The organism is Deferrisoma palaeochoriense, assembly GCF_054656955.1.
In genome coordinates this window covers 1-12,748 of record NZ_BAAHXI010000045.1, presented here as the reverse complement: position 1 = coordinate 12,748, position 12,748 = coordinate 1, and the positions used below count along the sequence as shown (strand labels likewise).

At 70.7% G+C, this 12,748-nt stretch carries 12 protein-coding genes; 6 read left to right on the top strand and 6 right to left on the bottom strand.

Annotation, left to right across the window (positions count from 1 at the left end; genetic code table 11):
- Positions 1–88: 88 nt before the first annotated feature.
- Positions 89–1,738: a GspE/PulE family protein gene (locus ACYQ8L_RS12585; protein WP_459942153.1), complete on the bottom strand. Its 1,650-nt coding sequence runs from the start codon at positions 1,736–1,738 to the stop codon at positions 89–91.
- A gap of 109 nt (positions 1,739–1,847) precedes the next feature.
- Here ACYQ8L_RS12585 and ACYQ8L_RS12580 point away from each other — a divergent pair, with 109 nt between their 5' ends.
- Positions 1,848–2,231, top strand: a complete 384-nt coding sequence (locus tag ACYQ8L_RS12580) for a response regulator (protein WP_459942152.1) — start codon at positions 1,848–1,850, stop codon at positions 2,229–2,231.
- Here ACYQ8L_RS12580 and ACYQ8L_RS12575 read toward each other — a convergent pair.
- The 5 genes from ACYQ8L_RS12575 to ACYQ8L_RS12555 form a co-directional block, all read right to left on the bottom strand.
- A complete protein-coding gene (locus ACYQ8L_RS12575) occupies positions 2,228–3,076 on the bottom strand; it encodes a 1,4-dihydroxy-6-naphtoate synthase (protein WP_459942151.1) in 849 nt (282 codons plus the stop codon). The two genes, ACYQ8L_RS12580 and ACYQ8L_RS12575, sit on opposite strands and share 4 nt — an antisense overlap.
- 238 nt (positions 3,077–3,314) lie before the next feature.
- Positions 3,315–4,361: a helix-turn-helix domain-containing protein gene (locus tag ACYQ8L_RS12570; RefSeq protein WP_459942150.1), complete on the bottom strand. Its 1,047-nt coding sequence runs from the start codon at positions 4,359–4,361 to the stop codon at positions 3,315–3,317.
- A gap of 65 nt (positions 4,362–4,426) precedes the next feature.
- Positions 4,427–4,975, bottom strand: coding sequence for a YkgJ family cysteine cluster protein (locus tag ACYQ8L_RS12565; protein ID WP_459942149.1), 549 nt, complete (start codon positions 4,973–4,975; stop codon positions 4,427–4,429).
- On the bottom strand, positions 4,972–5,739 hold the full coding sequence (locus ACYQ8L_RS12560; protein WP_459942148.1) for a slipin family protein: 768 nt from the start codon (positions 5,737–5,739) through the stop codon (positions 4,972–4,974). Before ACYQ8L_RS12560 ends, ACYQ8L_RS12565 begins: the two co-directional genes overlap by 4 nt.
- Positions 5,740–6,042: 303 nt before the next feature.
- A complete protein-coding gene (locus ACYQ8L_RS12555) occupies positions 6,043–7,317 on the bottom strand; it encodes an NfeD family protein (RefSeq protein ID WP_459942147.1) in 1,275 nt (424 codons plus the stop codon).
- Between the two features lie 201 nt (positions 7,318–7,518).
- Here ACYQ8L_RS12555 and ACYQ8L_RS12550 point away from each other — a divergent pair, with 201 nt between their 5' ends.
- From ACYQ8L_RS12550 to ACYQ8L_RS12530, 5 genes are all read left to right on the top strand, one after another.
- Positions 7,519–8,094, top strand: a complete 576-nt coding sequence (locus ACYQ8L_RS12550) for a hypothetical protein (protein ID WP_459942146.1) — start codon at positions 7,519–7,521, stop codon at positions 8,092–8,094.
- A gap of 144 nt (positions 8,095–8,238) precedes the next feature.
- A complete protein-coding gene (locus tag ACYQ8L_RS12545; RefSeq protein ID WP_459942145.1) occupies positions 8,239–10,461 on the top strand; it encodes a vitamin B12-dependent ribonucleotide reductase in 2,223 nt (740 codons plus the stop codon).
- A 446-nt stretch (positions 10,462–10,907) separates the two neighbouring features.
- Positions 10,908–11,126 carry a hypothetical protein gene (locus tag ACYQ8L_RS12540; protein WP_459942144.1) on the top strand — a complete coding sequence of 73 codons (219 nt, stop codon included), beginning with the start codon at positions 10,908–10,910 and terminating at the stop codon, positions 11,124–11,126.
- Between the two features lie 2 nt (positions 11,127–11,128).
- Complete coding sequence (locus ACYQ8L_RS12535) at positions 11,129–11,407, top strand: DUF493 domain-containing protein (RefSeq protein ID WP_459942143.1); 279 nt, start codon at positions 11,129–11,131, stop codon at positions 11,405–11,407.
- Positions 11,408–11,487: 80 nt separating this feature from the next.
- Entirely contained in the window at positions 11,488–12,555 is a 1,068-nt protein-coding gene (locus tag ACYQ8L_RS12530) for a hypothetical protein (protein ID WP_459942142.1), read from the top strand.
- The last annotated feature ends 193 nt before the right edge of the window (positions 12,556–12,748 follow it).

The window sequence follows — 12,748 nt, the reverse complement described above, 5'->3', positions numbered from 1 at the left end:
CACCAGCGCCGCTCCCACACCGAAACCCTGACTCGGACGTTAGTGTCCTGCGCAGCGGGGCCCCGAAGGGCCCTGGGGACCTTCCCCCCTACGCCACGTCCCAGAGCTCGGCCAGGCTGACCTCGCCGGCGGCCACGGCCGCCGTCACCTGCTCCGACACCGAGGGCCGGGCCCGGGCCGCGAGGTCGTCCACCCGGCCCTCACCCCACGCCACCCGCATCAGGGCGTCCCGCACCCCCACGTCCACGGGCAGCACCTCGAAGAACGCCCGCCGGCCCTTCACGCCACGGCCGCCACAGCGCCCGCACCCCTCGCCCTCTTGAAACGGCGTCGCTCCCTCGGGGAGCCAGCGGGTGAGCGCCTCGCGTTCGGCCGTGCCCAGGGTGCAGGCCACCCGGCAGTCCGGGCACAGGAGCGGCACGAGCCGCTGGTGCAGCACGGCCCGGAGCCCGAACAGGGGCAGGTCCCGGGCCCGGGCGGCGAGATCGGCCAGCGCCTCCGCCAGGCTCGCCTCGGCCGAGGCGGCCAGCACCCACCGCCCCCGCACCGCCAGGGAAAGGAGCGGCCCCAGGGCCCCCGGGCCCACCCGGTCCACCACGATCCGGTCGAACTCCAGGTGGCGCAGTTCCGCGAGCACCTGCCGGCGGCCGGCCGGGGTGAGGTTCAGGGTTTCGACCTGCAGGGTCTCCGGGGCCCGGTAGAACACCTCGTCCTCGATGGTCACGGTGCGGCCCCGGCCCGGCACCTCGGCCAGGAGCCCGAAGAGCGTACTCGCCGTCCCCTCCTCGGACGGGCTCGTCACCCACACGAGGCCGGGCCGGGCCAGGGCGGCCCGGAGGTCCCGCTGGTGGGACGACCGGAATCCCAACTCCTCCAGCGTGCGCGGCGCTCCTTCGGGCTGCACGAGCCGCACCTGGGCCTCCTCGCCCCCGACGCCTCGCAGGATCGACAGGCGAAAGATCCGGGTCTCGGCCGGATCGGCGCCCAAGGCGAACCGGCCCCGCTGCAAGACGCCCCGGGACCGGGCGTCGAGCCCGGCAAGCTGCCGCAGCCGGTCCAGAAGGATGGTGTGCCAGGTGGCTCCGCCCCGAAACAGCACCCGTCCGTCCAGGGTCTCGGCCCGGAGCTCCCCGTCCACAAGGCGCAGGTGGAGGCCCCCCTGCCCCCTCTCGACCACGTCCCCCAGGAGCTTTCGCAAGAGCTCGGTGCCGGTGGGGTCCGACAGGATCTCCTCCTCGCACCCCTGGCACACCCCCGGTTCCCGGACCCCGGTGTCGGGAGGCAACGCGGCCCCGCAGAGCCGGTCGAGGCAGGCCTCGATCTCCTCCCGAAGCGCCGCCACCACCTTGAGGGGCATGCCCGCGCGGGCCGCAAGGTCGTCCAGAGCCGTCCGGCTCGACGGGTCGGCCGCGGCCACCACGAGCCGCCCCGGCTCCCCCTCGGCCCCGGGCTCCTCGTAGAGGGGAAGCACCCCGTAGCGCCGGCACAGCTCGGCCGGCACCCTCCGGAGCGCCTCGGGGTCGATGGCCCCCGGATCGGGGTGCACGAGCGGCAGATCCATTTGCTCGGCCAGGGCCCACCGCACGGCCTGCTCGGTCAGAACGCCCTGGTCGGCCAACACCTCCCCCAGGGGCCGGCCGGTCTCCCGCTGGGCCGACAGGGCCCGCTCCAGGTCCTCGGGCCGGATGAGACCCCGTTCCACCAAGAGTTCCCCTAGGCGTTTCGAGTGGTTCGACATTTCTCTCCTCCTGGGCGCCAATTTCATCCTTTGGGGTGATGTGCGCCCGTTCGCCCGGTGCTATTCTCGGCTCCGCGGTTGGGGCACGAGATTCGAGAGAGGGGGAACCATGGGGGCGCGACCGACGGTCTTACTGATCGACACCGACCGGGACATCCTGAACCTGCTCGACTACGCGTTCCGGTCGGAGGGCTTTGACACGGTGATCTGCACCGAACCGGAGGATGCGGTGGGCCACGTGGCCCGGGGAGAGGTGGACTGCGCCGTGGTGGACCTCCACCATGCGCGCACCCCCGAATGCCTGGGGTTTCTGAACGCGGTCCGCGAGCTACCCCGGGGAAGGAGCCTGCCGGTTCTCGTGACCTCGGCGGGGTATCACGCCGAAACGGTCCGCCAGGCGCTCCGGCTGGGCGCCCGGAAGTTCATCCCGAAGCCCTTCTATCCGTCGGAACTCCTGAGCGAAGTCCGGGCCGCCGTCGCCCCGGCGGCCTAAGCTCCCGGAAGCTCTTCCGGGGGGAAGAGCGGCCCTTCCCACCGGGGAAAGGTTTCCCCCACCTTTCCCCGGTGGAGCAGGGTTTCCACCGCACGGCATCCCTCGTCTCCCAGGTCCAAGCTGAATCGGTTCACGTAGAGCCCGATGTGGCTCCGCACGACCTCCTCGTCCATCTCCTGGGCGTGGGCCCGCACGTAGGCCATGGGCTCGTCCGGATGCGCGAGGGCGTAGGCCACGCTCTCGCGCACGAGGCGCTGGACCCGCTCCGGCTCCACCCCGGCGTCCCGCCGCAGAAGGATCCCCCCCAACGGCACAGGAACCCCGAACCGCTCCTCCCACCACGCCCCCAGATCCTCCACGGCCACGAGGCCGTGGGTCCGGTACGTGAACCGGCCCTCGTGGATCACGAGCCCGGCCGCCACCTCCCCCCGGGCCACGGCCGGCATGACCTCGTGGAACACCATGGGCACGGCCTCGAAGGGCCGGCCGGCCCGGAGGGTCAGCAGGCGGTAGGCCGTCGTGTGGAGCCCCGGCACGGCCACGGGGCCGTCGAGCAGCTCCTCCAGCGGCCGGGCCTCCCGGGCCACCACGAGCGGGCCGCACCCCCACCCCAGGGCCCCGCCCGAACGCAGGCACCAGTACCGGGGAGCCACCGCGCCCACCACCCCGTAGCTCACCTTGGTCATGGGGAGCCGCCCCTCCAAGGCCCACCGGTTCAGGGTTTCCACGTCCTCGAGGACCGGCTCGAACCGAAGCCCGCCGGTGTCGATTTTGCCGTAGACCAGCGCGTAGAAGAGGAACGTGTCGTTCGGGCAGGGCGAGTAGCCCAGGCGGATCGTGGTCATCGGGAGAGCGACTCCGTGGGTTGTGGCTGAGCGGCGGGGCGGATAAACCGCCGTGAATCGTGAACTCGTGAATCGTGAATCGGCTGGCCCCTCGGCGCCCCCCGGATCTTCCGTCATCCCACCCCGCGCCTCACGGGTCCGGCGTGCACGGCGCGCCCTATGGGTTTCCGCGGCAAGAAGCGTCAGAACGATTCACGATTTACGATCCACCATTTACGGGAGTTAGAGCGTGCGCGCGTCAAAACAGCTTGAGCTGGAGGGGAGGTTCCCCCGCCTTCCTGCGGCGTTTTGGCTTGGGCTCCGGGGCCGGTTCGGGGGCGGGGACGGGCTCCTCCGGCTTGGTGGGTTCCTCCGGCGCCAGGGACGCCTCCAGGTCCCGGAGCATCGCATCCAGGGCGGGATCGTCCCGCCGCCGCTCCTCCGTGCGGCGCACCGCCATGTGCACCGAGGTGTAGTCGAGGCCGAACCGTTCCCCGATCTCCCGCAGGGTCAGCCCGGTGTATTTACGGGCGAGGTACAGGGCGAGCTTCCGGGCCAGCACCCGCTGGAACTTGCCCCGCACCACCTGCTCGGGGCTGAAACCCGTGTACTCGGCCACCCGGGCCACCACGGCGTCGAGATCGGCCGCGGGCTCGGGCCGGCCGAACCCGGGGAACTCCCTTAGGTCCCTGCCCCCCAAAAGGGCGAGCGCCCGCTGCCGTAGCCCGTCGCCCCCCAGCACGAGCCCCCGCCACGCCTCCTTCCAGGGGGGCGGGGACGGCGTCGCGAGCTCAGCCTCCAAGGCCTTTCGGTACGCCTCGCGCCCCCCCGCCCGGGAGAGCACCGACCGGGTCCAGACCCCCGGCATCCCGGCCCGGGGCTCCCAGTACGCCCGGGCGCTCGAGGCCGGGTACTCGGCGGGGTGATCGGCAAGCCCCCTTCGCACCGGGTTCAGGTGGACCCGGACCGAGAGCGGCACCAACCAGTCCTCGGGGTCGATCAAAAGCGCCCGGAACCGGCCCCGCAGGATCGGGCCCTCCGCCTTCACCCGGGCAGTCAGGAAGGTGTTCCACCGGTGGACCGCCCGGGACAGGTTGGCCCGGGGGGTTTCGAGGAGCAGATGGTAGTGGTCGGGGAGCACGCAGGCGGCGTGGACCCGCACCCCGTAGGCGTCCACGATCTCCGGAAGCCGCACCACCAACGCCGCCGCCTCGTCGGCGGTGCGGAACCACCGCCGTCGGGGCAGCGCCTTGGCGGTCACCAGGTAGGTGGCGCCGGGGAACTCGATGCGAACCGGGCGCGCCATCCGGATCTCTCCGCGTGGTGGGGACGCGAGGTGCGTGGGTTCCTATCAGGTCCGGGCCGACCGGTTCAAGCCTCCAGCGCCCGGCGCAGGAGCTCGTCGATCCCGACCCGGCCCCCGGTCCACCCGACCTCCCGGCGGTACCAGACGTCTAGGGCGTCGGCCACGGCCGCGAGGCGCCCCTCGTCGAGCACGAGGGCCCCCGGCACGCTGCGCCCGGTGAGATTGCCGAAGTTCTCGGGACAGTGGTGGAGCACCGCCGTTCCCCCCTCCCTCCGCAACAGGAGCAGCCCGTGGGTGCGGCACAAAAGCGGCCGGTACTCGTAGAGGAGGCAGATGCCGGAGTGGAGGAGGGGGCAGCCGGTCAGGGGGGCGTCCAGGGCCCGCCGCAAGAGCGCGACCTCTTGAGGCCCCAGCGACGAGAGGCCCTCCACCAGGTGCCCCGCCTCCACCGGCCGGAGCCGTAGCACCTGGCGGCAGCACCCGTCGCACCCCGGCCGGCAGCGCACGGCCTCCCCCAAGGCCTCCCGGGTCTGGCGCCAGAACCCCTCCACTCTCCCGTGGAGGCCCAGGAGGCCCTCGCGGGTTTCGCCCTCGGGCCGGGGCGGCAGGATCACCCTTTCTCCGGCCCCCGGTCGGCGAACGCCTTGAGAAGGTCCACCGGCACCGGGAACACGATCGTCTTGGCCCCGCTCGAGGCGCTGACCTCCAGGAGCGTCTGGAGGAACCGGAGCTGGATCGCCGTGGGTTCCTGGCCGATGGTCCGGGCCGCGGCCGTGAGCTTTTCGGCGGCCTGGAACTCGCCCTCGGCCGCGATGATCTTGGCCCGGCGCTCCCGCTCGGCCTCGGCCTGGCGGGCCATGGCCCGCTGCATCTCGGTCGGCAGGTCGATGTGCTTCAGTTCGACCGTCGAGACCTTGACCCCCCAGGGGTCGGTGTGGCGGTCGAGGATCTCCTGGAGCTTCTGGTTGATCTTCTCCCGGTGGGAGAGGAGCTCATCGAGCTGGGCCTCGCCCGAGACGCTCCGCAGGGTGGTCTGGGCGAGCTGGCTCGTGGCGTAGAGGTAGTCCTCCACCTCGACGATGGCCTTCATGGGGTCGATCACCCGGAAGTACACCACCGCGTTGACCTTGACCGACACGTTGTCGGCGGTAATCACGTCCTGGGGCGGCACGTCGTGGGCCACGGTGCGAAGGCTCACCTTCACCATCCGGTCCACGAACGGGATGAGCAGGATGAGCCCCGGCCCCTTCACCCCCACGGCCCGGCCCAGCCGGAAGATCACGGCCCGCTCGTACTCCCGGAGAATCCGGATGGCCGAGATGAGAAAAACCAGAAGGACGAACACGAACACCGGCAGAAACATCACGAACCCGGGCATGGCATACTCCTCCTCTCCAGGCTGGGAAGCTGGGAAGCTGGGAAGCCGGAAGGCTGGGAGTCGGCTGACACCTCCTTACGCGCCGACCCCTCCTCCCCGGGCGACCGCAGCACTGCTAAGACCAACAAAAGTATTGTCAGGCCCCGCCGTTGCTACGGAAACCCGCGGGTGGGGGGCTGGTGGAGAGCCGGGTGCGGCCGGAACCAGTCCCCCACCCGCCCCCGGCAACACGTTTGAAGGTAGTAGTAGTAGTCCCCGATCCTCTCCGTGTCCTCCGTGCTCTCCGTGGTTTCCCCTCTAGCTTCAGGCTGGGCTCGACCCTCCCGCGGGCTCGCCTGTCACCGGCCGCACGGTGAGGGTCAGGCCCTCCACGGCCACCACCTCCACCTCCGCCCCGGGTTCCACCGGGTCGGGGCACCGCGCGTTCCAGTACTCCCCGTGGACGAACACCCGGCCGGGCCGGTCGGGCCCCGGGGGCTCCACCACCCGGCCCCGCTCGCCCACCAGGCCCTCGCTGCCCCCCAGCCGCCGGGCCTTCTGGGCCGCCAGGCCCTTGCCCACGGCGAAGGCGAAAAACGCCACCGTCCCGGCCACGGCCGGCACGAGCACGGTCCAACTCACCCGGTAGTAGGCCTCGCTGGAGCGAAACAGCATGAGGCTCCCGAGCACCAGGCACACCACCCCGCCCACCGTGAGGAGCCCGAACGAGGTGATTTTGACCTCGAGAAGGAGGAGCACGAGGCCCAACAGGATCAGGAGCACCCCGCCGTAGTGGAACGGGAGGGTCTGGAGCCCCACGAACGCCAGGATGAGGCACAGCCCGCCGAGCACCCCGGGGAAGATGGCGCCCGGGTTCGAGAGTTCGAAGAAAAGCCCGTAGAACCCAAGAAGCAGAAGGAGATACGCCACATTCGGGTCCGAGAGCACCCGCAGGGCCCGGTGGCGGAGCCCCATCGGCACCGGCCGCACCCGGGCCCCCTCGAGGTGGAGCTCGATCTCGGCCGTGCCGAAGGGGACCTTGCGGCCCTCCAACTTCGTGAGGAGCTCCTCGGGCGAGGCGGCCAGGAGATCCACCACCCCCTGTTCCAGGGCCTCCTCCGCCGCGAGGCTTCGGCTCTCGCGCACGGCCTCCTCGAACCAGGCCGAATCGCGCCCCCGCTGCCGCGCCAGGGAGCGCAGGTACGCGGCCGCGTCCTCCTCGGCCTTCCGGGCCAGGGTGTCGTCTCCCCCCCCGCCCCCCAGAGCCACCGGATGGGCGGCCCCCAGGTTCGTGCCCGGCGCCATGGCGGCCACGTGGGCGGCCGCCACCACGAAGAGGCCGGCGCTCGCGGCCCGGGCCCCCGAGGGGCCGACCCAGGCCACCACCGGCACGGGGCTTCGGAGCACGGCCCGCACGATGCGACGCATGGAGGCGTCGAGCCCGCCCGGGGTGTCGATCCGCAGGATCACCGCCGGGGTGGCCACCGGGTCCACCTCGGCCAGGGCCTCCTCCACGTACTCGGCCGCCACCGGGCCGATCGGCCCCTCGATCTCCAAAAGGGGCACCACGGCGGCCCGGGCCGGCCCGGCGGCGAGCAAGATCAGAATCCAGAGGGACAGGAAACGGCGGGCGGGTCGCATGGCGCTCAAAATAGCACAGACTTCCCCCCAAGCCAGCCCCGCCCAGCCCCTTTCCGGAGGCGCTTTGCCGCCTTGACACCCCCCGGCGTTGCCGATACATTCGCGGGCCTTGTGGGATCGCTGAAAACCGTTGGGGTTACGTGGGGAAAGGAGGCGCACATGGCGGGCCAGGGAGACAGCCTGATCCGGAAGACCCAGAAGGGCCTTTCGGTGCTGGCGTTCGAGACCACCAAGCAGAGCCGGATTTTGAAGAAGCGGATGCGGATCGCGGCGCTCCAGAAGGAGATCAAGGCCGATCTCCGGGACCTGGGCAACCTGGTCTACAACGCCGTGGTGAACGGCCAGACCGGTATCCTCGAGGAGGAAGAGGTGAAGCTCCTCGTGGAGAGCATCCGGAAGAACCGCGAGGAGATCGAGCACCTGCGAGACGCCATCGCGCGGCTGAGCCGGGCCAAGAAGCACTTCCCAGAGGAAGAAGCGGAGGCCTTCGGGGCCGCCGAGGAGGCGCCGGCGCCCCAACCGGACGAACCGGCGCTCGCCGAGGTGGAACCCGAACCGACCCCCCCGGTGGAGGAGACGCCCGTGGAGGAGGCCCGGGACCTCGAGGAGGCGGTTCTGGAACCCGAGGCCGAGCCGAAGCCCAAGAAGGAGGAGCCCGGGGTCCCCCCCCCGCCGGGCACCGACCCGGGCCACCCCGGGCCGGAAGCCGAAGGGGAGAAGTCCGAGAAATCGTAAAGGGACGAAAACGCTCCGGAATCGAGGCGGCCTTCGGGCCGCCTCTTTTTTTCGGCGAAAATCCACCGTTGACCCCAACATCTTGTTGGGCTACACACCGCATCCACTAGATATTGATCTTCTTCCCCGAGAAAGGAGGACCCGATGCCCCACTCGGCCGCCCGCGTGATCCCCCTGGAGATCGAACCCGCCTTTTCGCCGAACGCCCTCGTGGTGCTGGAGAAGCGCTATCTCAAGAAGGGCCCCGACGGGAAACCCGCCGAGACCCCCAAGGAAATGCTCTGGCGGGTGGCCCGGGCGGTGGCCGAGGCCGACCGGTTCCACGACCCCGAGGCCGACGTGGAGCAGACGGCCGTGGCCTTCTACCAGGCCATGGCCCGGCTCGAGTTCCTGCCCAACTCCCCCACCCTCATGAACGCCGGCCGGGAGCTGGGGCAGCTCTCGGCCTGCTTCGTGCTGCCCGTGGAGGACTCCATGGACAGCATCTTCGAGGCCGTGAAGAACACGGCCCTGATCCACAAGTCGGGCGGCGGCACGGGGTTTAGCTTCTCGCGCATCCGGCCCAAGAACGACATCGTACGCTCCACGAGCGGGGTGTCCTCGGGTCCCATCAGCTTCATGAAGGTGTTCGACACCGCGACCGAGATGATCAAACAGGGGGGCACCCGCCGGGGCGCCAACATGGGGATCCTGCGGGTGGACCACCCCGACATCCTGGAGTTCATCACGGTCAAATCAAACCCGGACGTCTTGACCAACTTCAACCTCTCGGTGGCCGTCACCGAGGCGTTCATGGAGGCCGTGCGGGCCGACGGGGAGTACGACCTCGTGAACCCCCGAAACGGGGAGGTGGCGGGCCGGCTCCGGGCGCGGCAGGTGTTCGACACCATCGTGGAGGAGGCCTGGAAATCCGGGGAGCCGGGCATCGTGTTCATCGACCGGATCAACCGCGACAACCCCACCCCCCACGTGGGGGCCATCGAGTCCACGAACCCCTGCGGGGAACAGCCGCTTCTCCCCTACGAGTCGTGCAACCTGGGCAGCGTGAACCTGGCCCGCATGGCCCGGGACGGCGAGGTGGACTGGGAGAAGCTCGAGGAGACCGTCCGGCTCGCCGTGCACTTCCTCGACAACGTGGTGGACGTGAACCGCTACCCGCTGCCCGAGATCGAACGGATGACCCGGGCGAACCGCAAGATCGGCCTGGGGGTCATGGGGTGGGCCGACCTCCTCTACCAACTCGGCATCCGGTACGGCTCGGCCGAGTCGGTGGACCTCGCCCGCAAGGTCATGGGGTTCGTGGACCGGGTGGCCCGGGAGGCGAGCGAGGACCTGGCCGAGGAGCGCGGGGCGTTTCCGAACTTCCGGGGCTCCATCTACGACCGGCCGGGCGCCCGCCCCGTCCGGAACGCCACCCGCACCACCATCGCCCCCACGGGCACCATCTCGATCCTCGCCGGGTGCTCCTCGGGGATCGAGCCCGTGTTCTCGCTGGCCTACGTGCGGCGGGTGCTGGACGGGGAGGAACTCGTGGAGGTGAACCCCGTGTTCGCCCGGGCGGCCCGGGAGCGGGGGTTCGACTCCCCCGAGGTCATGCGCCGCATCGCCGAAGGGGCCTCCTTGGCGGAGGTGCCCCAGGTGCCGGCCGACGTGCGGGAGGTGTTCGTCACGGCCCACGACATCGATCCCAAGGCCCACCTGGAGATGCAGGCCGCGTTCCAGGAGCACACCAACAACGCGGTGTCGAAAACCGTGAACTTCCCCCGGTCGGCCACCAGAGAGGACGTGGCCCGGGCCTTCTGGCTGGCCTACGAGCTGGGGTGCAAGGGGCTCACGATCTACCGGGACGGCAGCCGCCAGAGCCAGGTGCTGGTGAAGCCTTCGACCGAGACGAAGAAGACCCCGCCCGAGCCCGCGCCGCGCAAGCGGGAGCGGCCCCTCGTGCTCACCGGCAAGACGTACCAGATGCAGACCGGGTGCGGCCCCCTCTACGTCACCATCAACGAGGACGAGCAGGGGCTCTTCGAGGTGTTCACCACCATGGGCAAGGCCGGGGGCTGCGCCGCGAGCCAGTGCGAGGCCATCGGTCGGCTCGTGTCCCTCGCCTGGCGCTCGGGCGTGAAGCCCGAGCCGGTGGTGCGCCAACTCCGGGGCATCTCGTGCCACAAGCCGGCCGGGTTCGGGCCGAACCGGGTGCTCTCCTGCGCCGACGCCCTGGCGATCGCGGTGCAGCGCCACCTCGAGCCCGAGCGGGAGATCGAAAAGCACGTGGACGTGGGCGGCGCCTGCCCCGAGTGCGGCGACGCCCTGGAGCACGAGGAGGGCTGCGTGCTGTGCCGTAGCTGCGGCTACTCGGAGTGCGGGTAGGGGGCCGGGCCTTTGGCCCCGCTGGGAGGCTCGAAGGCTAGGACGCTGGGAGGCCCAAATCCTTTGTGATTCCAGCGTCAAGGGCTGCCGCATCGGGGGCCAGAATTCAGAGGACAGATGTCAGCCCCCCCTGTCCTCTGTCTTCTGTCCTCTGGCACCTGACAAGGGCCCATCGCCCCCGTTTTGGGGGCAAAATACCGCACTCACGCACGGCCGGGCGCCCACGCGCGCCTTTATTGGGCAGGGTTAATAGTACTGTCTTGCGTAGCGGGGCCCCGAAGGGGCGCTGGGGAGCTTCCAGGCCACTTCGGTCGGCGGTCCACGGTCCACAGTAGCCGGTAGGCCGGAGCGGACATCACCCCGACGAACTCCCCTCTGCCCGGGTTTCCCGACGCGGTCCCCTGGACTAGAATGGGGGCCGCGTCGTTTTTCGGGGAGGAGGCCCCATGAAACAAGGTGAAACCGGCGAGGGGAAGGACGTCTCCCACCGGGGCTCGTGGTTTCGGCTGCCGGGGAAGACCCGGTGGCACAGCGAGGCCCACCGGGAGTACGGGGTGCTCTGGTCGCTGTGCGGGGTGCGCACCATCGCCCTCCAGGCCGAGACGAAAGAGGAGCTGGGCCCCGAAGACCAGGCCTGCGTGCGCTGCGCCGGGATGAGGGACTGACCGTGGAAGACCGCCGCATCCCGGTGGAGGAGCTCATCGACTTCCCCACCCGGTTCTCGTTCAAGGCCATCGGCCACCACACCCGGGAGTTCGCGCCGGCCGCGTTCCGGGTCGTGCGGGAGATCCTCGGCGACGACCGGGGCGTGGAGCTTCGCACCCGCCTGAGCCGCCAGGCGGCCTACATCTCGGCCACCGTGACCGCCCGGGTGGACTCGGCCGAGGAACTCCGGACCGTGTACGCCGCCCTGTGGAAGCTCGAGGGGGTGATCACGGTGTTGTGACGGCTCGGCTGCCGGGCGGCCAGGCGGCTCGTGGTTCGGCCGGTTCCGGCGCCGAGCGTGCTCGTGGGGAGAGTTTGCCGATGCATCTACGCCCGTTGTTCCTGGCCCTGGCCCTTCTCTCGGCCGCCTGCCGACCGGCCGCCCCGGTTCGCCCAGCGGACCCGGCAGCCGAGGGGCCCCATCTTCGAAACGTCCGGCAGCTCACCTTCGACGGCGACAACGGCGAGGCCTACTTCTCCTGGGACGGCACCCGACTCATCTGGCAGTCGAACCGGGGCGGGTACGCCTGCGACAAGATCTGGGTGATGAACGCCGACGGCACCGGCAAACGCAGGGTGAGCCCGGACCACGGGGCCCACACCTGCTCCTTCTTCTTTCCGGGCGACCAGAAGATCGTGTACGCCTCCACGGCCCACCTGCCGGGCGACTGCCCGCCCCGCCCGGACCCGCCCCCGGGCCGGCGGTACGTGTGGCCGCTCTTCCCCTACGACATCTTCGTGGCCGACGCCGACGGCTCGAACCCGGTGCGGATCACCGACAACCCGGCCTACGACGCCGAACCCATCGTGTCGCCCGACGGCCGGCGGATCGTGTTCGGCTCGAAGCGCGGGGGCGACTTCGACATCTACGTCATGGACGCCGACGGCTCCAACGTCCGCCGCCTCACCCACACCGTGGGCTACGACGGGGGGCCCTGGTGGTCGCCCGACGGCACGAAGATCGTGTGGCGGGCGTGGCACCCCCAGACCCCGGAGGAGCACGCCCTCTGGAAGGAATGCATGGAAAACGACTACATCGTGCCCGTGCCCCTCGACCTCTGGGTCATGGACGCGGACGGCTCGAACCAGCGGCGGATCCTCGCGAACGGCGCCACCAACTGGGCCCCGTCGTGGCACCCCGACGGCCGGCGGATCGTGTTCTCGAGCAACATGGACGACTGGCGAGCCGACGTCGGCCGGTACGGCCACAACTTCGAGCTCTACCTCGTGAACCTGGACGGCACGGGGCTCGAGCGGATCACCTTCAACGACGTGTTCGACGGGTTCCCCATGTTCCGGCCCGACGGGAAGCAGCTCGTCTGGGCCTCGAACCGGAACCCGGAGAAGCCCCGGGCCACCGACATCTTCGTGGCCGACTGGGTGGAGTGATTCCGGCGTGGGCCGCGACCTTGGCCTGCGGTGCCCGGTGACCGGCCGGGGGCCGCACACAGGAACCCGCCGGCTCCCCCTCCCCCTGCCCCCCTCCCCCGGGGGGAGGGGGGACCGTTTCGCAACGACAAGGAGCCGGGCGCCGTCTAGCTCCCTCTCCCCCCTGGGGGGGAGAGGGCCGGGGTGAGGGGGG

Coding starts and splice junctions, on each gene's coding strand:
- ACYQ8L_RS12585 (WP_459942153.1), bottom strand. CDS start 1,738: ATGTCGAACCACTCGAAACGCCTAGGGGAACTCTTGGTGGAACGGGGT.
- ACYQ8L_RS12580 (WP_459942152.1), top strand. CDS start 1,848: ATGGGGGCGCGACCGACGGTCTTACTGATCGACACCGACCGGGACATC.
- ACYQ8L_RS12575 (WP_459942151.1), bottom strand. CDS start 3,076: ATGACCACGATCCGCCTGGGCTACTCGCCCTGCCCGAACGACACGTTC.
- ACYQ8L_RS12570 (WP_459942150.1), bottom strand. CDS start 4,361: ATGGCGCGCCCGGTTCGCATCGAGTTCCCCGGCGCCACCTACCTGGTG.
- ACYQ8L_RS12560 (WP_459942148.1), bottom strand. CDS start 5,739: ATGCCCGGGTTCGTGATGTTTCTGCCGGTGTTCGTGTTCGTCCTTCTG.
- ACYQ8L_RS12550 (WP_459942146.1), top strand. CDS start 7,519: ATGGCGGGCCAGGGAGACAGCCTGATCCGGAAGACCCAGAAGGGCCTT.
- ACYQ8L_RS12545 (WP_459942145.1), top strand. CDS start 8,239: ATGCCCCACTCGGCCGCCCGCGTGATCCCCCTGGAGATCGAACCCGCC.
- ACYQ8L_RS12540 (WP_459942144.1), top strand. CDS start 10,908: ATGAAACAAGGTGAAACCGGCGAGGGGAAGGACGTCTCCCACCGGGGC.
- ACYQ8L_RS12530 (WP_459942142.1), top strand. CDS start 11,488: ATGCATCTACGCCCGTTGTTCCTGGCCCTGGCCCTTCTCTCGGCCGCC.